Here is a 21,531-nt window from a genome sequence, read left to right as displayed (position 1 = left end):
GCTCAGCCGCCGATCTGGTTGCGCTCGAGCACGTCGAAGAACGCGCGGCAGATGTAGTAGTCCTCCGCCGTGGTGATCTTGATGTTCGAACGGGGACCGTCGACGCGGTAGAGCGTGTGCCCGTAGCGGCGCAGCAGGCTGCAGGTGTCGATCGAGTCGTTCTCGCCGTCGGCGACCGCCCGGTCGTACACGTCGAGCGCGACGTCGAGGCGCGCGCTCTGGGGCGCCTGCGCGACGAACAGCAGATCGCGCGGGATGACCTCGTCGACCACGCCGTCAGCGGAGGAGATGATCGTCTCGTTGAACTTGGTGCTGGTGATCGCCGGACCCTTCGCGCGCACCGTGGCGATGTTCTCGGAGATGACGTCGGCATTGATCAGGGGGCGCACGCCGTCGTGGAGCAGGACGACCGCGTCGCCGGGAGCGTCGTTCGCGACGGCGCGCAGCGCCTTGTGCCGCGACTCCTGGCCGGTCGCTCCCCCATCGACGATCAGGTTGACCTTCGTGAGCTCGTACCGGGCCACGAGCCGGGCGAACCTCTCGCGCCACTCGGGCAGGATCGACACGGCGATGCGGTCGATCTCCGGGTGGTCCTGGAAGTGCTGGATCGTGTGCACGATCAGCGGCGTCCCGTGGATCTCCAGGAACTGCTTCGGCAGCGTGGCCGAGGTCATCCGCGACCCGATCCCGCCCGCGAAGATAACGGCGATGTTCATGCAATCTCCTCCTCAGAGATCTCGGCCTCGGCGGAGTCCTCCGCCTCGTCCCTGACCTCGCCGTGCGCTTCGGCGGCGACGCGACGGCCGCTGTCCTCGGCGGGAGTGGCCAGGATCAGCCAGTCGATGACGCGGTCCGCCGCGCCGGTGTCGATCCGGTCGAAGTTCTCGGCCCGGAACCGCGCGACCTTCTCCTGCTCGAACTCCCCCGTCGTGATCGCGTCGATGACCTCGTCGAACGTCGTCGCCACGCGCCCGGGAGCGGTCTCGTCGTAGTCGCGGTGGAATCCGCGCGTCGCCGCGTAGTTGACCCGATCCGGGGCGAAGAAGAGCATCGGCCGGTCGAGCAGGGAGAACTCGTAGATGATCGACGAGTAGTCGGTGATGAGCACGTCGGTGACGTGCAGCAGGTTCAGTCCGTCCGCGAACGTCGTGAAGTCGAAGAACCGGTCGCGATACTGCTCGGGGATGTCGATCGGCGTATGGACGAAGTGGTGCATGCGGAACAGGACCACCGTGTCCTCACCGCACGCCTCGTAGAGCCGCGCGAAGTCGATCTGGTCGTAGTCGTAGAACGCGGTGTAGATCGAGCGACCGCGGAAGGTCGGTGCGAAGAGGATGATGCGCTTGCCGGCGAGCTCGGGGTGCTCGGCGTAGAAGCGCGCCGTGAACTCGGCGGTGCGCTTCTCGTCGAGGAACCAGTCCACCCGCGGCAGACCCGTGGGGATGACGGCGCTCTCCTCGATCCCGAACGCCTCGGCGTACACGTGGCGCAGGTGCTCCGACCCGGTGATCGCGTACGTGTACTGGCGGTGCGGGTGCCAGAGCTTCGGCGAGCCGGGGTTGCCGAAGCGGCTGTAGCCGACCGACTTGAACCCGCTGCCGGCATGCCAGAGCTGGATGACCTTCGTGCGCGGGTCCATCTTCACGCTCTTCAGGATGCCGAAGTAGTCGTCGAGGAGGACGACCTCGCTCGTGGCGAGCAGATAGATGATCCGGATCGTCGTGCGCCAGCCGCCGGTGCGGGGAAGGCGGAAGGAGAACTTCATCTCGAGCCGGTCGCCGTAGCCCCGCTCCAGGAGGCGCTCGTGGACGCGGAGCAGGTTGCCGTCGAGCTTCAGCCGCTGATCGGACGCGAACAGGATCCGCCCCGGCTTCACACCGACCCAGCGGTTCACGAGCTGGTAGATGATCCCGGCGTACGCCTGCTTGCGGGTATCGCTGAACAGGGCCTTGCGCAGACGCTTGATCGGGCGGAACCGCAGCTTCCGCCGTTTCGGCGCCGGCTTCTCGCGCGCCAGCTGGTAGGTGCGCATGAGGAAGTCGAGTCGGTCCAGGTCGTCGACGTTCTCGGCGATCCCGAACGACACCGTCAGCACCTGCCGGTTGCTGTCGTAGAGGAACACCCGCGAGGCGTCGTCGAGGTCGCCCAGTCGCTCGCCGTCGAACTCCGCCGGGGCCGACAGCTGCTCGCCCGACCGCGCGCGGACCCGCCACGTGCCGTTGGGGATGCCGCGGCGGTCCTCGAAGGTCGTGATGTTGACGCGGATGTCGAAGCCGCCGTCGGAGCGGCGCGTGGCCGGCACCTCGAACTCTCGTCTGCCGTCGACGAACGAGAAGGACAGGTCGGCGGGAAGGAGGGAGCCCGGTCCGGGCGAGGCCTGGAGGTGGAGGGTCACGAAGACGCGCTCCCAGGTGACGCTCAGGACGGTCAGGTCGACCGGGAGGGGAGGCAGGACCTCGGCCTCTCCGAGATCGCCGTCGTGCAGGAGCTGCGGGTCGGTCGGCGTGCTCACGCGCGGCGCTCCTCGTGCCACGCGATCGTGCGATCGATGCCGGAGCGGAGCCCCACGTGAGGAGCCCAGCCGAGGGCGCGCAGCCGCGCGTCGTCGAGCCCCTGGCCCTTGACCGGGTTGTACTGCGAGACGTCGACGTCGTCGCGGAAGCGCACCCGGAGCCCGCTCTGCGGTCGCGCCGCCGTGAAGGCCTCGGCGAGGTCGCGGATGCTGATGAAGCCGTCGCGGTCCGAGATGTTGTAGGCGGTGTTCTCCCCGACCAGGAGCGCCGTGAACATGCCGGCGATCGCATCGCCGAGGTAGGTGTACGTGCGCCGTGCACTGCCGTCGCTGTTCAGCGTGATGTCGCGACCGGCGATGACATCCGCCGTGAAGTCGGCCTGCACGCGGCCGTCGTCGAGCGCCATGCCGGGTCCGTAGATGTGCCCGAAGCGGGCGATCGTGATCGGCACGCCGTACTGGGCGTGATAGCTGACGGCGATCGTCTCCGCGGCGCGCTTTCCTTCGGTGTAGCACGCGCGGGGGTTGAGGATGTCGACCGCGCCGTAGTCGCTCTCGGACACCAGCGACCCGTCGTCCGCGCGCTGTCCGTACACCTCGGCGGACGACATGAGGACGAACCGCGCTCCCGTGCGCACGCAGAGGTCGAGCAGTCCGAAAGCGCCCTGGACGTTGGCGCGGATCGTGTCGACGGGGCTCCCCGCGTGCAGCGCCGGCCGCGCCGGAGACGCTCCGTGGATCACGAGGTCGACGGGCTCGGAGACCGGGATCTCCTCCTGGACGTCGCCTTCCACGAGACGGAAGTCGTCCCGGTCCCGCAGCGCCGCGAAGACCGTCTCGGCCTTGGCGAGGTTGCGCACGAGTCCGAGGACGGTGATCCCCGCGCCGTGCGCCTCGTTGAGTGCGAGCAGCGTGTAGACCGCGTAGGCGGGGATCATGCCCGCGGCGCCCGAGACGAGCACCGTCTTGCCGGCGAGCTGGTCCCAGGGCAGCGCGGCCCCGAGGATCTCGCCCAGGTCCCGGTCGACGACCGCGCTACCGGTGACCGCGACGGTCGGAGCGGCTTCTTCGGGCTGGTGTCCGGCATCGCCGTGGGTCTGTGCGGGCATTCCAGCGATTCTACGCGACCCGTCCGGGGCGTTCATGGGCGGGCTCCCAGCATCCGGCGCAGTCGCCGCGCGATCCGCCGGAGGAGGGTCGGTCCGGGCGGTGCCGCGCCGGCGATGGCCGCCGGGTGCCGGTAGTACTTCCGGTAGCTCTCGTACGTGCGACGGAACTTGCTGCGCAGTTTGTCCCGGTACTGTCCCGGCGTCGTGCCCGCGAAGCGCGGAAGCTCGTCGCGCAGCGCCGCCGACGAGACGGGCACCCGTTCGCTGTCCGGAGCGACGACCGACTTCATGGCCGAGAAGAGGCTGTCGTAGACGCTCCGGACATAGTCCTCGTCCTTCGTGACGCCCTCCGACATCGCCTTCTCGAGCGCGGCCACGGCGCGGGCGGCCGACCAGTGCGCGGGCTCCAGCGAGCGGTCGGGGAGGCCGATCGACGAGTAGAACGCCCGCACCTTGGGGTTCCAGGAGAGGCCGACGGAGGGGATGCCGAACGCGTACGCGGCGATGCTGGCGTGGAGGCGGAAGGCGATCACGCCGTCGCAGGCGCGGATCTCGGCGAGGAGCTCTTCCGGCGAGTTCACCGCGAACGCCACCTTCCCGGTGGGGATCCCCTCGGCGCGGACGAGCCCGTCGAGGAACGCCTCGTCGGAGAAGTGCCCCGTCGTGAACAGCCGGTAGTCGTCGCCGCGCGCCTCGACCTCGGCGATGACGTCCATCCAGAATCGGCGCTGCTCCGCCTCGGAGAAGCGCACCCCGTTGTCGGCGAACAGACCGGTCCGGGTGACCACGAGACCGATCCTCCGCGGTGCGCCCTCGGCGCGGCGCGGCGCGGGAAGCCCGGCGAACACCGCGTCGGCGAGGACGACGGGGTCCGCGACCCGCGCGATGGGGATGTGCGTCCCCGCGACCAGCCGGCGGAGGGAGTCGAGGTCGTCCCGTGTGGTGATCTGACGCACGTCGGCCGCGGCGACCGCCTCCTGCAGCGCGCGCGCCCGCGGGTGGGCGGGGTCGAAGCCCTCGATGCCGATGCTCGAGAAGATCACCGGCACGTCGAGCTCGCGGGCGACCGCCAGCGCTCCCGCGGTCCGCGCGGAGAACTCCTGGTAGGCGTAGTTGAACAGCGGCGCTCCCCCGAAGACGACGACGTCCGCCGCCCCGATCGCCCTTCGCGCCTCGGCGAGCAGCGCGGGGTCGCCCGTCTCCGCATACCGCTTGGGGATCATGCCGGCCGCGCGACTCGTGATCGTGTAGTCGCCGGCCGCGACCCCGAGGTCCGCCAGCACCTTGCGCAGCAGCGAGAGCGCGGACTCCTCGATGAGCTGGTCGCCGACGTTGTCGGAGTCGCGATTGGTGATGAGGAGGACTCGGGTGCGCGGGCGTTCACCGTCGCCGCCGAGCGGCGTCACCGACGCGGCCCCGTCGGCGGCGGTCTCCACGGCCCACCCGGACGGCCGACCCGGCGCACGATCGCCGATGCGCACGATCATGCGCGGCTCCGGCCAGGCGAACCGCACGCTCGCGCGCCCGTCCTCGACCCGCAGCGTCGCGGGGACATCGGCGTACGCCGGCCCACGGGTCGTCATCGCGCTCACGCCGAGCGTCGTCGCCACCTGCCCGGAGCCGTCGTGCTCGCCCGCGAGCGCGATCTCGTAGCGCCCCGGTGCCACCCGGCGCGCGGACTCCGGCCGGAGCCGCCGCAGCGCCTCCACCTGGCCGTCGGGGATGAGCGTGGCGGCGCCCCCGTCGTTGGGGTACACGAGATGCAGCCGCCCGCGACGGATGGTGACCGTGGCGGGAAGGGTGCTGCGCAGGGCGCGATGGTTGAGGGAGCCGCCCAGCCGGCAGCGCAGCAGCACGTCCTGGTACACGGGGTCCAGTCCGTTCCCCAGCGCGGCCGTCTCGGGATCGATGCGGCCGGTGAGGGTCGCCGTGACGCGCACGCCGCCGTCGGCGGCCGCCTCTGCCGACACCGTGTGATCGGTGGGCGTCAGCCACACCATCCGCGACGGGCGCGACCGCACCGACAGGTCGAGCTCCGCGGCCGCGATCTCGGCGGTGACGTCGCGGGATCCGCCCGGGAGCCCGTCCAGCGCCCGCGCCACCCCGTCCGGCACGCGCTTGAGGACGCGGTCCCCGACCTGCTCGAGCGCCAGCGGACCGCCGTCCGGCGCGGTCCATTCCATGGTCGCCTCGATGTGCAGCACGCCGTCGCGCCACGCGATGGAGGTCGCCTGGCCCTCGCCGATGATGTCGCGGTCGGTCACGGTGAGCTGCTCGAGCGCCGCCCGGTCCCCCGCGGCGAGGAGCTCGGCGCGCAGCCGCCGTGACACGCTCAGCTGGCCGTCGAGGCGCCGGAGGCCGTAGTCCTCCTGGATCGCGCGCACCTGGTCGAACAGGAAGGCGCGGTCCGCTTCGGGACGGCCGGCGTACAGGTGGTCGAAGACGCCCAGGATGCGGATCGTGTACTGATGGAGCATCAGCTGGTCGAGCTGCTCGCGCAGCGCCGGCTCGGACAGCTGCTCGACGGTCCAGTCGAGGAGGCGGCGGAAGCACGTCCAGTAGTGCTCCGAGGCGCGGACGAAGAGGGTGGAGCCGCTGCCCTCGGTGCGCACCCAGTGGTAGAACGGCACGCTGGCCAGCGTCGCGATCACCCGTGCATGGCGCGCCACCTCGACGTTGAAGAACTGGTCCTCCCACAGCACGACCCGGCCCTCCGGGAATCGGATGCCGTGCGCGAGCAGGAACTCCCGCCGGTACAGCTTGTGGGGGTTCAGGGGCACCAGGGGGTGCAGGTCGGTGTGCCCGAGCACCTGGGGTGAATCGGCGGGATAGGTGTCCAGGGCCCAGTGCGCCGTCTGCGTGTAAGCCTCCTTGCCGTTGAGCACGTCGGCCCCGCTCGCGGCGGCCAGCTCGTATCCGGCCCGCAGCGCGTCCGGCGAGAGCTCGTCGTCGTGATCCATGAACAGGACGTACTCGCCCGAGGCGGTCTCGATGCCGACGTTGCGGGGCCGCGAGGGCCACCCGGAGTTCTCGATCCGCAGGGCGCGCACGTTGGGGCGGGCGCGGGCGATCTCCTGGAGCGTGTCGAAGGTGTCGTCGGTCGAGCCGTCGTCGACGAACACCACCTCGTATCGCGACGGCGGCAGGGTCTGCGCGTCGATCGAGTCGACGAGCCGCGCAAGACCGTCCTTGGACGTGTTGTAGGTGGGGACGATCACGGAGACGCTCGGCACGCCTCAACTCTAGGCGGCGGCGGCGGCGCCGCCGAGGGTCACCGCCGGACGCGCCGCTGCAGAGCCCGCCGCAGGCGTGCGGCCGTCGACCGGCGTCCCGCCGCGCCCTTCGCGTCGGCCGTGTGCACCGGCGGCGCCAAGGCGACCCCGGCCAGCTCGCGATCGAACCGCGGTGCCGGGTCGGCGAGGGTGTGGGCGAGTCCGTGCCGCTCGAGGAAGCGGCGGAACAGCTCCGCGTTGGCGGGATGGCGCGCCGCGAAGGCCCCGAAGTCGACCGCGTCGTACCAGCGCTCCACGTCGACACGGCGGAGGCCGGCCTTGCGCACCACCGGGATCGCGTGGAACTCCGCGAGCTCGCGCGTCCGCGAGTCGTGGGCGATCAGGATGGCGGGAACGCCGGCGAGCACGCCCGCGATCGTCCCGTGGATGCGCGTGCCGACCACGAGGTCGCGGCTGCGGAGGGTGTCGATCCACGTCGTCGCGTCCACGAAGAAGCGCATCCGGTCGGTGCGGTACAGCTCGTGGTCGGCGCTCTCGGGGAGCCTGCGGTCGGCCGCGTGCGCGGTCGGCTCCCGCCACAGCATCAGCGCGAGCGCCTCCACCGTCTGCGGGACGACATAGCTGTCGGGGAACGCCGTGGTGACCGCCTGCACGAAGGTGCCCGCGTCGCGGAGGTAGGGCGAGTAGGTGACGGCGAGCCGGGAACGGGAGGTCAGCGGACCGACCGCACCGAGGGCCGGCGCCGGACCGAAGCCGTACAGCGACGGGCAGCCGATCACCTCGACCGAGTCGTCGGCGAATCCGAGGTCGCGCAGGAACGCGTGGGTCGTCTCGCCGCGCACGCCGATCGACGGCGACCGGTCGAGGACGGCGGCGACGAACGCGCGCACGGAGTCGCGCAGCTCCGACGGCGCCTCCTCGACGGCGGCGTTCAGGCCGAACTGGGCACCGACGCCGAGCACGGTCACGGGGATCTCCAGCCGCCTGACGACCTCGGTCAGGCGGTCGAGGTTCGGAAGGAAGCTGCGGCGGAAGGCGTTGGCGAGGGGGATGACGACGCGGTCGTACTCCGCGTTCAGGCGCGCCGCGACACGGGCGGGGTCCTCGCGCTCCATGGCGTAGGCGTCCGCCTCGAGCACCACGTCCCGCGTGAGCAGCGTCCGCCACGCGGCGGTATAGAAGAGCATGTTGCCCGCGTTGGTGCCGAACACGCCGTTGCGACGGATCGAGAGGGAGCGCTCCGCGGACAGCGGGGTCAGCGGATCCTTGCCGGCGCGCACCAGGATGCGGGACGCCGTCATCGGCGCAGTCCCAGCCGGCGCAGCAGCCCGCCGGCCCTGGCGCGCAGGCGTCGCACCAGGGCGCCCACCGTCGGCGCCGGACGCTTCACGCGCTTCGGCGGCTTGGGCCGAGGGGGCTCGGCTCCCGGAGTCAGGGCGACGCCCTCGCGGGTGCGCACGACGTTCCACCACAGCGGCGCGCCCGGCGTGCGGTCGCCGACCCGCAGCCGCAGGCGCTTCGACCCCTGCGGCACACGGAGGGTGGCGACCCCGGCGCTCACCGCGAGCACCGCCGGCACGGTCGTCACCGCGCGCCGCGGACCGTACACCCCCACGGAGGTCGCGACATCGCCGTCGCCGTCGTGCACTCCGGACAGCCGGATCCGCACCTCGCCGTCGGCGCCCGCCTCGACCGAGACGGGTGTGAGACGACGGACCGCCTCGACCTGCCCGCCGGGGATCAGCGTCGCGCTGCCGCCGTCGTTGGGGTAGATGAGGTGCGCGGCGCCGCCGGTCACGGTCACCGAAGCCGGGATCTCGGTGCGGACCCCGCGCTGCGTCGTGCCGTTGCCGAGCTTGGCCCGCAGGTTGAGGTCCCAGTGCGTGGCGGGGGTCAAGGCGGCGCCCAGCGCGGCGACGGCGGGATCGAGCTCGGCCACGAGTCGTGCGGACAGCCCCACCGCATCGCCCGGTCCGTCGACGATCTCGACGCGGGTCTCGGACGGGACGGGCCACGCGATGCGCGACCGGCGCGAGTGGACGGCCAGGCTCGCCGTCGCCTTCGCGAGGTCGTCGGTGACGTCCAGCGCGGCCTCGGTGACCGCGGCGCGCACCTCGTCGGACACGACCTTGTGGATGCGGCCGTCGCGGCGCTCGAGCGCCGGACGACGCCCCTGCGAGTCCGACCACTCGATGTCGACGGCGACGCGGAGCCGCCCGTCCTCCCACCGCAGCTCGCGTGCGCGTCCCCACCCGGGCACCGACGCGTCGGTGCGGCACACCTCCTCGAGGAGTGTCCGGTCGCCGGCCTGCAGCAGCTCCGACCGCAGGCGGCGGGAGGGTCCCACGCGATCGTCGAACTGCGTCATGCCGTGCGCGGCCTGCAGCCGCCGGCAGTGCTCGAAGATGAACTCGCGGTTGCGCTCGGAGCGCGAGACGTACTTGAGGTCGAACGCCCCGAGCACGCGGTAGGAGTACTGGTGCATCAGCAGCTGCTCCCGCTGGAGCCGGTTCTCGTCGCCGGCGAGCTGCTCCTCGATGTACTCGTAGACCTGCTCGAGCCAGTACCAGTAGTCGTCGCGGGTCTTCACGAACGTCGTCGATCCGCTCCCCTCCGTGGTGACCCAGTGGTAGTACGGCACCGTCGAGAGGGTCGAGATCACCTGGGCGTGCCGCGCCACCTGCACGTTGAAGAAGATGTCCTCCCACATCACCTTGCGGCCCTCGGGGAAGCGGATGTCGTGTGCCAGGAGGAAGTCGCGACGGTACAGCTTGTGGGGGTTCATCGGCAGCAGCGGGTGCCGATCGGGATTGCCGATCGACTGCGGCTCGTCGGCCGTATACACGGCGATCGCCCAGCCGGGCACGCTCGTGCGCGCCTCCTTGCCGTTGACGACGTCGGAGCGGTGGGCCACGGCGAACGCGTGGGCGGCGCGGAGCGCGTCGGGGTAGAGCTCGTCGTCGTGATCCATGAACGCGATGTACTCGCCGCGGGCGAGGTCGACGCCGACGTTGCGGGGCTTGGACGGCCAGCCGGAGTTCTCGATGCGCTCGACGCGCACGTTGGGCCGGGTCTCCTGGATCTCCCGCAGCCGCGCCGGAGTGTCGTCGGGGGAGCCGTCGTCGACGAAGACGACCTCGAACTCCTCGGCCGGCATCGTCTGGCGATTGAGCGAGGCCACGAGCCGCTTCAGTCCCTCGGGGGGCGTCTGGTAGGTCGGGACGACGACGGAGACCTTGAGCACCCATCAACTCTAGGCCGGAGCGTCCATGTGGGAGGATGAACCGATGAAAGGGATCATCCTCGCCGGTGGTTCGGGCACGCGATTGCACCCGATCACCCTGGGCGTCTCCAAGCAGCTCATTCCGGTGTACGACAAGCCGATGGTCTACTACCCGCTCTCGACCCTCATGCTCGCCGGGATCCGCGACATCCTGGTGATCACGACCCCGCACGACGCCGCGTTCTTCGAGAAGCTCCTGGGCGACGGCTCGCAGTTCGGCATCTCGCTGACCTTCGCGCAGCAGCCCTCGCCCGACGGCCTCGCGCAGGCCTTCACGATCGGCGCCGACTTCATCGGCGACGACAAGGTGGCCCTCGTCCTCGGCGACAACCTCCTCTACGGTCCGAGCCTCGGCCGCCAGCTCAAGCGCTACGCGGACCTCGACGGCGGCGCCGTGTTCGCGTACTGGGTGGCGGAGCCCTCTGCCTACGGGGTCGTGGAGTTCGACGCCGAGGGACGGGCCGTCTCGCTCGAGGAGAAGCCCGCCGTCCCCAAGAGCAACTACGCGGTCCCCGGCCTGTACTTCTACGACAACGACGTCGTGGAGATCGCGCGGGGACTGACGCCGTCACCGCGCGGCGAGTACGAGATCACCGATGTGAACAAGGCCTACCTCGACCGCGGCGCGCTGCAGGTCGAGATCCTCCCCCGCGGCACGGCCTGGCTCGACACCGGCACGTTCGATCAGATGACCGACGCGGCCGAGTACGTCCGGACCATGCAGCGCCGCACCGGGATGTCGATCGGCGTCCCCGAGGAGGTCGCCTGGCGGCAGGGCTTCCTCAGCGACGCCGAGCTGCGGGAGCGGGCCACGCCGCTCGTGAAGAGCGGCTACGGCGCATACCTCCTCGAATGTCTGGAAAGGGGTCGCTGATGTCGCGACTGCTCGTCACCGGCGGAGCCGGCTTCATCGGATCGAACTTCGTGCACCACGTCGTGGCGCACACCGACCACCACGTGACGGTGCTCGACAAGCTCACCTACGCGGGCAACCGCGCCTCCCTCGCGGGCCTGCCCGGCGACCGCGTCGAGCTCGTGCAGGGGGACATCGCCGATGCGCCGCTCGTCGACGAGCTGTTCGGGAAGGCGGACGCCGTGGTCCATTACGCCGCCGAGTCGCACAACGACAACTCGCTGCACGATCCGCGTCCCTTCGTCGACACCAACATCATCGGCACCTACACGCTGCTGGAGGCCGCGCGCCGCCACGGCACGCGCTTCCACCACATCTCCACCGACGAGGTCTACGGCGACCTGGAGCTCGACGACCCGGCACGCTTCACCGAGTCGACTCCCTACAACCCGTCCTCTCCGTACTCCTCGACCAAAGCGGGATCGGACCTCCTGGTGCGTGCCTGGGTGCGCTCCTTCGGCGTGCAGGCCACGATCAGCAACTGCTCGAACAACTACGGGCCCTACCAGCACGTCGAGAAGTTCATCCCGCGACAGATCACGAACGTGATCCGCGGCATCCGGCCCAAGCTCTACGGCACGGGCGAGAACGTGCGCGACTGGATCCACGCCGACGACCACTCGTCGGCGGTGCTCACGATCCTCGACACCGGGGTCATCGGCGAGACCTACCTGATCGGCGCCGACGGCGAGAAGGACAACCGCCAGGTCGTCGAGCTCATCCTCACCCTCATGGGGCAGGATGCCGACGCCTACGACCTCGTCGCCGACCGGCCGGGCCACGACCTGCGCTACGCGATCGACTCCTCGAAGCTCCGCACGGAGCTCGGGTGGAAGCCGCAGTACGCCGACTTCGAGTCCGGACTGGCGGCGACGATCGACTGGTACCGGGCCCACGAGGACTGGTGGGCTCCGGCCAAGGACGGCGTCGAGGCGTTCTACGCGGCGAAGGGCCAGTAGCGGTGACGGAGTTCGGCAAGGAGCTCGGCCGACGGGAGACGCCGATCCCCGGCCTGGTCGTGTTCGACCTCCCGGTCCACGGTGACTCCCGGGGCTGGTTCAAGGAGAACTGGCAGCGCGAGAAGATGGTCGCCGCCGGACTCCCCGACTTCGGGCCGGTGCAGAACAACATCTCCTTCAACGACGCGGTCGGCACGACGCGCGGCATCCACGCCGAGCCCTGGGACAAGTGGGTCTCGGTGGCGACCGGCCGGATCTTCGGCGCCTGGGTCGACCTGCGCGAGGGTCCGAGCTTCGGCACCGTGTTCACGGCCGAGCTCGACCCGTCCACGGCGATCTTCGTCCCCCGGGGCGTCGGCAACTCGTATCAGACCCTCGAGCCCGACACGGCGTACGTGTACCTCGTCAACGACCACTGGTCCCCCGACGCCGAGTACTCCTTCCTGAACCTGGCCGACGAGACGGTCGCGATCCCCTGGCCGATCCCGCTCGCCGAGGTGGAGGTGTCCGCCAAGGACCTCGCCCATCCCCGGCTCGCCGACGTCGTGCCCGTCCCGCGGCGGAAGATCCTCGTGCTGGGGGCCGACGGACAGCTGGGACGCGCGCTGCGGGCCGAGTTCGCGGGCGAGTCGCACGTCGAGTTCGCGGGACGCGCCGACCTCGACCTCACCGCCCCCGGCATCGCGACGGCCCGCCGCTGGCGCGACTACGACGCGATCGTCAACGCGGCGGCGTTCACCGCCGTCGACGGGGCGGAGACCACGGAAGGGCGACCGCAGGCCTGGGCCGCCAACGCCCGGGCCGTCGCGACCCTCGCCGCGATCACCGCGTCCCACGGCATCACCCTCGTGCACGTCTCCAGCGACTACGTCTTCGACGGCACCGCCGACCGCCCCTACACCGAGGACGACCCGCTGTCCCCCCTGGGCGTGTACGGGCAGTCCAAGGCCGCCGGTGACCTCGCGGCGGCCACGACCCCCCGCCACTACATTTTGCGCACGTCGTGGGTGATCGGCGAGGGCGGGAACTTCGTCCGCACGATGGCGGGCCTCGCCGAGCGCGGGATCGACCCGCGCGTCGTCGGCGACCAGACCGGCCGCCTGACCTTCACGAGCGACATCGCCCGCGGCGTCCGCCATCTGCTCGACGACGCGCCGGCCTACGGCGTCTACAACCTGACCGGCGACGGGGCGCCGACCTCGTGGGCGCAGATCGCCCGCGACGTGTTCGCGCTCACCGGCCACGACCCGGCGCGGGTCACCGAGGTCACGACCGAGGAGTACTTCGCCTCGGCGACCTCACCGATCGCGCCGCGGCCGCGCAACAGCGTGCTCGACCTGTCGAAGCTCGCGGCGACGGGCTTCCGCCCGGCCGCGACGCTCGAGGACTACCTGCGCTGACCTCAGCGGCCGCGCACGCGCCGCACGACCCGGCCGAGACGCCGGCGGACGCGGCGCGCAAGCCCGACCGGTGCGGCGGGGGCGGAGGGCGTCGCCGGCGCGGCCTCGGCGACGGCACGCGCGGCTTCGGCGCGGGCGATCTCGAGGGTCATGCGGCTCCACTGCGCGTTGCGGATCGCCAGCACCTCCTCGACACGGTCGGCAGGGCCGCCCGTGGCCGCCCACTCCTTCACGTGCTCCACGACCGAGAGGATGTTCTCGTGAGCGCGGCGGCCGAGCTCCTGGCCGCGGTCGTCCGTCGGCATCGCGAGCGCCTGCGCGGCGGCCTCGTTCATCTGCGTGTGATCGATCCGCCAGGGCATGTCGGCATCCCAGGTGCGCACGTAGTCGTCGACCTTGCGCTTGGCGAAGCTCACGCGCGGCACACCGTAGGCGGCGGAGATGATGCGCCCGTGCAGCGAGCTGCCGATCCACAGCTTGGCCCCCGCGATCTCGTCCACGCGCTCCCACGGGTCGATGGTGCGGCTGATCTCCAGACGGCGCGACGGGTCTGCCCGCAGGACCAGGTCGCGGATCTGCTCGTACTGCTCGAACGAGTCGTGCCCGGGAGCGGTGCCGGCGGTGAAGAGCCGCACCGGGTGGTCGCGCAGCACGTCGCTGTCGATGATCGCCTGCGCGAAGGCCTTGATGCCGTATCGCTTGACGTGGGTCGTCGACGCCTGCAGCAGGACGTAGTCTCCGGGGACCGCGTCGGCCGGACGCGGGCGGGTGATCGCGATGGAGTGCACGAGATCGGGCTCGAGGCGATGCTCGATGCCCTCGGCGGCGAGGAAACGGCTGGCGGCGGAGTCGCGCACCGTGATGCGGGTGGCCTCGTGGAGGAGGCCCAGCATTCCGGCGCGGCGGATCGAGCCGAGCCCGCGGATGCCGGCGAGACCGACGGAGTTGAGCACCAGCGCCGCGCGGACGTTCTTGGGGTAAGCCGACGGACGCGGGATGTAGGGCGATTCCATCGGCACCGCGCCGAACTCGGCGGCGATCATCTCGCGCCGCTCCTCGGGAGTCGCCGCGTCGTAGACGCGCGTCGCCTCCTTGTCATGGCGGGTGCGGAACGCGTAGTCGACGCTCGTGCCGCCGACCTCTCCGCCGACGGTCCAGATCGCGTCGAAGGCCTCCGACTCCAGCAGCGGTCCGTAGGTGGGGATCTCGAGCCCGATGAGATCCGTCATATCGGCGGCGAACGGGGCCGCGTAGACGACGTCGGCGTCGCCGAGGTACTGCGCTGTGATGATCTGGAACAGCAGATCGCCGAAGTTGTCGCGCTCGTAGGCGCCCACGCAGAGGATGCGCGGACGGCGCGCGGTGTCGTCGGTCATGTGTCGTCTTTCGGGTCGGGAGGTGGTCGTCACTTGGTCTCGATGTGCGTCAAGGCTTCGTCGATCGGTCCGTCGAAGATGACGTTCCCCTTGCGGATGACGACACCGCGCGTGCACAGCGAACGGACGGTGTTCTTGCTGTGGCTGACCACCATCATGGTCACGCCGCGCTCGGCGAGCTCCTTGAGCTTCTTGTTGCACTTCGCTCGGAAGGGGGCGTCGCCCACCGACAGCACCTCGTCCACGAGCAGCACGTCGAGTTCGACGTGGATCGCCACGCTGAAGGCGAGCCGCATGAACATGCCGGACGAGTAGTGCTTGACCTCCTGGTCGATGAAGTCGCCGATCTCGCTGAAGGCGACGATCTCGTCGAACCGCTCGCGGGTCTCCTTCTCGGTCATCCCCAGGATCGCCGCGTTCAGGAAGACGTTCTCGCGACCGGTGAGGTCGGGGTGGAACCCCGCGCCGACCTCGATGAGGCCCGCGACGCGGCCGCGAGTGAACACGCGGCCCTCATCGGGCTTCAGGACGCCCGAGACGAGCTTGAGGGTGGTCGACTTGCCCGAGCCGTTGAGCCCCATGATGGCCACCGACTCGCCCTCGCCGATGACGAAGGACACGTCGTTGAGCGCCTGGAACTGGGTCGCGCGGACGGGCCGGCGCTTGATCACGTTGATGAAGGCGTCCTTCATCGAACGGGTGCTGCGGCGGTTGAACCATTTCGAGACGTGCTCGACGACGATGCGGGGCTGCTGCTGAGCGGTGGTGGTGGTCATCACAGATCCTGGGCGAAGGTGCGCTCGCACCGGCGGAAGACGTACTGTCCGACGACGAGGGAGAAGACGATGACACCGCCCGCGGCGAGCAGGTGCCACTCGAATCCGGGGGCCCACATGAGGTTCGCCGGGGCGGGCCGGTGTGCCTGCACGCCGGGGAGGGTCGCCCAGAAGGCGTGGTGGAAGAGCTCGACGGCCACCGCGAGGGGGTTGGACATGTAGAGGTGGAAGAGCCAGGGGATGTCCTTGGCGGCCTCGGCGACCATCGCCCAGCTGTAGAGGATCGGCACCGACCACGTCGCGATCGTGCGGATGATCTCGACCACGTTGCCCGCGTCGCGGAAGCGCACGTTGACGGCCGAGAAGAACAGGCCGAGCCCGACGACGAAGGCGATCACGACGGCGATGCCCGTGAGGATCATGGCGATCGACCCGATCGTGGGGACCCAGCCGAACAGCAGGCTCACGAAGACCAGAACGGCGAGCTGCGGCAGGAAGTGCGTGAAGGCGCCGACGATCGCCGCGAGCGGGAACAGCTCGCGCGGCAGGTAGATCTTGCGGACAAGCGCCTTGTTGCTGACGATCGAGGAGGTGGCCGCCGACAGCGTCTCGTTGAACAGGTTGACGAGCACGAGACCGCTGAAGAGGTAGAGCGGGAACGACGGCAGGTTCCGGTGCATGCCGAGGATCTGTCCGACGACGAGGTAGTACACGAGGAACTGCACCGTGGGTCGCACGTACGACCAGAACCAGCCGAGCACGGAGTTGCGGTAGCGCAGCGACGTGCTCTTGCCGATCAGCAGCCGCAGCAGGTAGCGGTAGCGGATGACGTCGAGGATGCCGCGGCCGCGCCCAGGCGTGTCGAAGGCGCTGTAGTCGATCTGTGTCACGGGTTTCCTAGCAGATGAGGGCTCCTGGCGGAGGGTACGGCCAGGCAGGCCAACGGCCATCCTAACGGAACGCCGCTGAGCCGACCCTGGACGCGGGCCTCACTTCAGGTACGAGCCGTGCACCCATCCGGTCCGCGTTCCCACGACGACCTTCCGCCACACGCCGCTCGTCGCGGTCACCCTGACCTTCGTCCCCTTGGCGAGCACGGTGATCACCTTCGCGCTCGTCGACGCGGAGCTGCGGAGATTCACCCCCGTGGTCGTCGTCCTGATCGTCGTCGAGGTCGCGGTGACGGCCTTCAGATACTTCCCGGCGACCCAGCCCGTGCGGCTGCCGACGGTGACCTTGCGCCAGGCGCCGCTGGTGGCGGTCACCGAGACCTTGGTCCCCTTCTTCAGGACGACGAGCACCTTCGCGGACGTGGACGCGCTGGCGCGGAGGTTCAGCGACGTGGTCGTCTGCATCGCGACCGGCTTGGGCACGACGCCCAGCTGACTGCCCGGCATCCATCCGGTCTTCGTGCCGACCTTCACGGCGCGCCAGGTCCCGAACGTGTCCAGGACGGTGACCTTCGTCCCCGGCGCCACCTTCGTGACGACCTTCCCGGACGCCGATGCGGTGACGCGGACGGAGGCGGTGACCTTCGTCTGGCGCGTGCGCGGGGCCTCGGCCTGCGGCGCGGCGGCGACGAGCTTGGACGTCGCGATCCAGCCCCTCTGCGCACCGAGGGTGACCGCGCTCCACTCCCCCTGCGCGGAGGTCACGGTGACCTTCGCGCCGGTGCGGACGGTGGTGACGAGCGTCGACGATCCCGCGGCCGGCCGCAGGTGCGTCGGCGAGCTCGCGAACATCGTCGAGCTCGGGGCGGGGGTCGGCGTCGGAGTCGGGGTCGGCGTCGGAGTCGGAGTCGGGGTGGGCGTCGGAGTCGGCTTCGGCGTCGCCGACGGGGTGGGCGTGGGCTTCGGCGTGGGGATCGGCGCAGGGTCGGAGGCGGGCTGCAGCGAGACGTAGGCGCTGTGGACCCAGTACGACGAGCTGCCGACGGTGATGCGCCACCACACGCCGTAGGTCGCGGTGCGGGTGTACACGGCGCCGAGCTTCACGGTGATGCGGCCGGTGTCGCACGCGGTCGAGGGCGCCTTGCGCGCGTTGAGGCTGGCGGTGGCGACCACGGCCTTGCCGGAGGCCTTCGTGATGCTGGAGCTGGCGGGCACGGCGCAGGCGTCGCCCGCCGGGGTCCCGGTGGTCACCTTGAGCGCCGACTTCGCCACCCAGATGCTCGCAGAGCCGCTCTTCACGCGCAGCCAGGCGCCGTACGTCCCGGTCACGGTGACGGTGGCGCCCTTGGCGAGGGCGACCGTCCCCGACGCGCATTTGGTGGTGGGTGCCTTGCGGCCGGTCGTCGCGGTCGTCACCGACGCGGTCCCCGAGCCGGCGGTGACGTCGGCGGAGGCCGGCACGGTGCACGCGGCGACCTGTCCCGGAGCGCCCGTGGCACTCGAGGCGTCCGGGGCGAACCAGCTCACGTAGTAGTTGTAGAAGTTGCGGTTGCCGTACGTCGAGCAGCTGTCGCCGGTCCCGGATCCGGCGGCGAGAGCGGCGATGTTCGGCCGGTACGGCGTGTAGATGTACAGGTTCGCCGTCGCCTGGTTCTTGATGAACACCTTCGACGAGCCGCAGGAGCTCGTCGGGTGCCACTTGATCGTGTTGACCTGCCCGGCCCGGTAGTTGTACGACGTCGGGTTCTTCGTGTACACCTGCATCTGCCGCGCGCCCTTGAGCACCTGGTTCACGAATCCCGCGGCCGCTTCGTCGCAGGGCGCCGTGTCCGGGCACGCCTGGCCCATGGCCGCGCGGTACGACCACTCGGAGGGGGCGCTCGAAGTCACCAGGCCCTGCTCCTTCTGGAGCATCACGAGGATCACCTTCGGGTTGATCCCGCACGCCGCCGCCGCGGCGGCGATGACCGTGGCGGCCGAGGCCGCCTTGCGGGCCGTCACCGACGTGCAGTACTTGTCGGCGGCCTTGGCGGGCACGTCCGTCCGGAAGTTCTTCAGGCACTCGGGGCCGGAGGTCGCCCGGCACGTGGGGACCTTGCTGTTGAGGAAGGACTGGATCTGCGAGGTCGTCATCGAGTCGCTGTCGAAGAACTCGGCGTCGCTGATGATGAAGCCGCCGTCCTGGATCGTCGACGGGAGCGCGGTCGCAGCCTGAGCGGGGGCGGGCGGGGAGAAGGTCAGCATCCCCGCGACAAGCGACAGGACAGCGACGACGAGCGCCAAGGGGGAAAGGGCGCGACGGGGTTCCAGTCGGGGGGACATGTGACCATTGTTACGGAAGTCAACTTCCGTTACCACCCCGAATTCGGAACCCGTGGTCCGACACGCCGTTTCCAGAACGCTCAGAGGTCGGCGTGCAGCTGCCAGACGCGCTCGGCGGCGCCGTCCCACGAGAACGCACGTCCTCTGTCGCCTGCCAGTACGGCGAGCCGCTCGGCGGTGGTCGTCGAGCCCAGCGCCGACGCCAGCGCCTCCCCCAGCGCAGCGCCGATGTCCCCACCGTCGGCATCCACGAGCAGACCGCCCTCGGCGAGCACCTCGCGATGCACGTCGGATGCGGTGGCGACGACCGGCACACCCAGTCGCAGGGACTCGATGAGCCGCCACGGGAACGCCGACGCGGTGGCCGCGGCGACGTGGGCCACGGCGCCGCCGAAGACCGCGGCACGGTCGTGGACCTCGAGGGCAGGACGCACGTGCACCCGGGACTCCGCGATGCCGGCGGCGGCGGCGAGCTCGGCGATCGCCGGCTCGGCTCCCTCGGGGGCGTCGATCACGACCACCGGGAGGTCGACCGCGGCGTGCATCACCGCCTGGAAGCCGTGCGCGAGCCCGTCGGAGGCCTGCGCGGACCCGCTCAGCAGGACGAATCCCTCGGGCAGCCCGAGGGAGCGTCGCCGCCCGATCTCGTCGGCCGGCACGCGGAACCCCGCGGGCGGAGCGCCGGAGATCACCCGCAGCCGGTCGCCGAGCTTCGCGATGCCGGCGAGGCGCTGGGCGCCGGCGTGCGTGGGGACGACGACGGCGTCCGCGTGGCGCACGGCGCGCTTGAGCAGCGCGCGCTGCATGGCCAGCTGCCCCCGCGACAGCTCCTCCGGCCGCTCCCACGCATCGAGGTCCCAGAGCGTGACGACGGTCTGATCGTGGTCGTGGACACGGTCGTGCCGGACGAGCGGCGCGACGAGCGAGGGTGCGTGGATGAGCCCGCCGCCCACGCCGGTCGGCATCCCGAGCTGCCATGCGGCGATGAGCTCGCGACGCCCTAGGGCCAGCCGGGTGACCCCGGCGATCCCCGGGATCAGGTCGGCCACATCGGGGCCGCCCTCGCCGCTCGCCGACGACGCGGCCCTGGCCGGCGCGATCGCCTCGACCTCGCACCCCTCCGGCGCCGTCGCCACGAGCCCGCGCGCGAGCTCGACGGCGGCGGTCGCGAGGTCGGCGTCGGCCGCCGGAACGGCCGGCTCGGAGGCGGCGAGTCGCCCCGGCGCGATCGGCCGGTCGAGCACGATACGCAGGGTCGCGGTCATGCGTCGAGCCTACTGATCGCCGTCGCCCGGAGACGGCGAGGGGGTCGCCGGGTGAAGCGTCGCGTCCACGAGCTCGTGGACGACGGTGAAGTCGGGATCGTCGGGATCGATCCCGTTCTCCTGCGTGAGCTCGATCGTCGACATCTCCTGCTCCTTGGCCTTCACCGCGAGATCGGCGAGGTAGGACAGCATCGAGGCCGGGATGTCGGTGTGCACGATCTCCGAGCCCGCCTTGGAGATGTCCTGGAAGCGGGTGAGGACGGTCGCCGGGGTGAACTGGTCGAGGATCGCCGCCTGCAGCTGGCGCTGGCGCTTCATCCGGTCGTAGTCGCTCGTCGTGTACCGCGACCGGGCGTACCACTGGGCGGTGTCGCCGTCCATGTGCTGCCGGCCGGCCTCGATCCAGCCCGTGATGCCCGACAGCGACCCGTCCGCGTTCTTGTGCAGGGCGCCCTTGGGCAGTCGCTCCTTCACGGTGATGTCCACGCCGCCGAGCGCGTCGATGAGCGCGGCGAAGCCGTCCATGTCGACGAAGACGAAGTACGGGATCTCGACGCCGAGCACACCCTCCGCCGCGTCGCGGGTCGCCTCGATGCCCGGAGTCGAGCCGAGCGCGGCCGCCTCGGGATACATCGCCTCGCCGTCGAGGCAGAGCCCGACCTCGGTGTTGAGCTGGTTGATCTTGTTGTCCCACCCGCAGCTCGCGTCCGCGTGGCCCTCGTGGCCGTTCGGGTAGCGGTCCTTCATCGGCCCGTCCGAGAACGGCACGTTGCGCATGTCGCGCGGGATGCCGGTGATCGTCACGGCGCCGGAGTCGGCGTTGACCGAGACCACCGAGATGCTGTCGAAGAGCATGTGGGTGCGTCCCGACCCGCTGTCGGCACCCAGGAGGAGGAAGTTGTAGTAGCCGTCGGAGGGCGGCACGCTGGGGCCGCCGCCGAAGACGGACGCGATCGTGTCGCGGGCCGAGCCCGCGACCTGCGAGGCGTAGACGGCACTGCCCGACGAGACCACCAGCAGCCCGACGGCGAGCGCGGCGATACCCACCCGCGCCCGCCCGCGCACCTTCACCAGGCGCACGAGCCGGAGCGTGTCGATCGTCAGCACCACCCAGAGCACCGCATAGGCCAGGAGCACGAACTGCGCCACAAGGAGCACGAACCAGTTCGCGAGGATGCCGACCGTCGCCTGCCACGAGATCAGCGCGGCACCGAGGACGAGGACCAGGAGGGTCCAGAGGACGAGGGTGGAGGCGATGCCGATCCGCCCGAGGCGGCGGTGACCGGCCAGCGACTGCGGGGCGCCGGGAAGGAGGAAGTTCAGCATGACGAGCCACCAGCCGCGGCGGGTCATGACGGCGTCCGACGAGGTGTCCGGGGTGCGCAGGGAGTACGGGTTCCACTGCGCGGACGACCTCGGCGCGGCGGGTGCCGTCCCCGCGCGGCGGGGCGGGCTCGCGACGCTCACCGGGTCGTCCCCGGCGTGGCCGCCCG

General features: G+C 70.8%; 15 protein-coding genes. 3 read left to right on the top strand and 12 right to left on the bottom strand.

All coding sequences use genetic code 11. The annotated features are described in order from the left end of the window. Positions 1–2: 2 nt before the first annotated feature. The 6 genes from QQZ13_RS13235 to QQZ13_RS13210 are packed head-to-tail and all read right to left on the bottom strand — an operon-like array spanning position 3 to position 10,098. The gene (locus QQZ13_RS13235) at positions 3–716 is read right to left on the bottom strand and encodes a 2-C-methyl-D-erythritol 4-phosphate cytidylyltransferase (protein ID WP_284529782.1); all 714 of its coding nucleotides are present in this window, start codon (positions 714–716) and stop codon (positions 3–5) included. Next, positions 713–2,512, bottom strand: a complete 1,800-nt coding sequence (locus QQZ13_RS13230) for a CDP-glycerol glycerophosphotransferase family protein (RefSeq protein WP_284529780.1) — start codon at positions 2,510–2,512, stop codon at positions 713–715. Before QQZ13_RS13230 ends, QQZ13_RS13235 begins: the two co-directional genes overlap by 4 nt. After that, entirely contained in the window at positions 2,509–3,621 is a 1,113-nt protein-coding gene (locus QQZ13_RS13225) for an NAD-dependent epimerase/dehydratase family protein (RefSeq protein ID WP_284529778.1), read from the bottom strand. The genes QQZ13_RS13230 and QQZ13_RS13225 overlap by 4 nt, the downstream gene beginning before the upstream one ends. A 32-nt stretch (positions 3,622–3,653) precedes the next feature. Then, on the bottom strand, positions 3,654–6,854 hold the full coding sequence (locus QQZ13_RS13220) for a glycosyltransferase (RefSeq protein WP_284529776.1): 3,201 nt from the start codon (positions 6,852–6,854) through the stop codon (positions 3,654–3,656). 38 nt (positions 6,855–6,892) lie between these two features. Further along, positions 6,893–8,155 carry a polysaccharide pyruvyl transferase family protein gene (locus QQZ13_RS13215; protein WP_284529775.1) on the bottom strand — a complete coding sequence of 421 codons (1,263 nt, stop codon included), beginning with the start codon at positions 8,153–8,155 and terminating at the stop codon, positions 6,893–6,895. After that, a complete protein-coding gene (locus QQZ13_RS13210) occupies positions 8,152–10,098 on the bottom strand; it encodes a glycosyltransferase family A protein (protein ID WP_284529772.1) in 1,947 nt (648 codons plus the stop codon). The genes QQZ13_RS13215 and QQZ13_RS13210 overlap by 4 nt, the downstream gene beginning before the upstream one ends. A 43-nt stretch (positions 10,099–10,141) precedes the next feature. On the opposite strand from QQZ13_RS13210, the gene rfbA reads away from it, so the two are divergent. Genes rfbA through QQZ13_RS13195 form a run of 3 tightly spaced genes read left to right on the top strand, consistent with a single transcriptional unit; the run spans position 10,142 to position 13,409 of the window. Next, a complete protein-coding gene (rfbA, locus tag QQZ13_RS13205; RefSeq protein ID WP_284529770.1) occupies positions 10,142–11,011 on the top strand; it encodes a glucose-1-phosphate thymidylyltransferase RfbA in 870 nt (289 codons plus the stop codon). Then, complete coding sequence (rfbB, locus tag QQZ13_RS13200) at positions 11,011–12,009, top strand: dTDP-glucose 4,6-dehydratase (RefSeq protein WP_284529769.1); 999 nt, start codon at positions 11,011–11,013, stop codon at positions 12,007–12,009. Before rfbA ends, rfbB begins: the two co-directional genes overlap by 1 nt. Positions 12,010–12,011: 2 nt before the next feature. Then, on the top strand, positions 12,012–13,409 hold the full coding sequence (locus QQZ13_RS13195) for a sugar nucleotide-binding protein (RefSeq protein ID WP_284529768.1): 1,398 nt from the start codon (positions 12,012–12,014) through the stop codon (positions 13,407–13,409). 2 nt (positions 13,410–13,411) lie between these two features. On the opposite strand, the gene QQZ13_RS13190 is transcribed toward QQZ13_RS13195, so the two are convergent. The 6 genes from QQZ13_RS13190 to QQZ13_RS13165 form a co-directional block, all read right to left on the bottom strand. Beyond that, on the bottom strand, positions 13,412–14,785 hold the full coding sequence (locus tag QQZ13_RS13190; protein ID WP_284529766.1) for a polysaccharide pyruvyl transferase family protein: 1,374 nt from the start codon (positions 14,783–14,785) through the stop codon (positions 13,412–13,414). A 29-nt stretch (positions 14,786–14,814) separates the two neighbouring features. Further along, positions 14,815–15,561: an ABC transporter ATP-binding protein gene (locus QQZ13_RS13185; protein WP_284529765.1), complete on the bottom strand. Its 747-nt coding sequence runs from the start codon at positions 15,559–15,561 to the stop codon at positions 14,815–14,817. Continuing rightward, positions 15,561–16,451 carry an ABC transporter permease gene (locus QQZ13_RS13180; RefSeq protein ID WP_284529763.1) on the bottom strand — a complete coding sequence of 297 codons (891 nt, stop codon included), beginning with the start codon at positions 16,449–16,451 and terminating at the stop codon, positions 15,561–15,563. The genes QQZ13_RS13185 and QQZ13_RS13180 overlap by 1 nt, the downstream gene beginning before the upstream one ends. A gap of 99 nt (positions 16,452–16,550) precedes the next feature. Continuing rightward, on the bottom strand, positions 16,551–18,773 hold the full coding sequence (locus QQZ13_RS13175; RefSeq protein ID WP_284529760.1) for an SH3 domain-containing protein: 2,223 nt from the start codon (positions 18,771–18,773) through the stop codon (positions 16,551–16,553). An 80-nt stretch (positions 18,774–18,853) separates the two neighbouring features. After that, a complete protein-coding gene (locus tag QQZ13_RS13170) occupies positions 18,854–20,038 on the bottom strand; it encodes a glycosyl transferase (protein ID WP_284529759.1) in 1,185 nt (394 codons plus the stop codon). Between the two features lie 9 nt (positions 20,039–20,047). Then, a complete protein-coding gene (locus QQZ13_RS13165; RefSeq protein WP_284529758.1) occupies positions 20,048–21,505 on the bottom strand; it encodes an LCP family protein in 1,458 nt (485 codons plus the stop codon). Between the last annotated feature and the right edge of the window lie 26 nt (positions 21,506–21,531).

This window comes from Microbacterium sp. T2.11-28 (assembly GCF_950097975.1).
Taxonomy (GTDB): Bacteria; Actinomycetota; Actinomycetes; order Actinomycetales; family Microbacteriaceae; genus Microbacterium.
The sequence above is the reverse complement of the archived record's forward strand: the minus strand, read 5'-3'. Positions and strand labels throughout refer to the sequence as shown.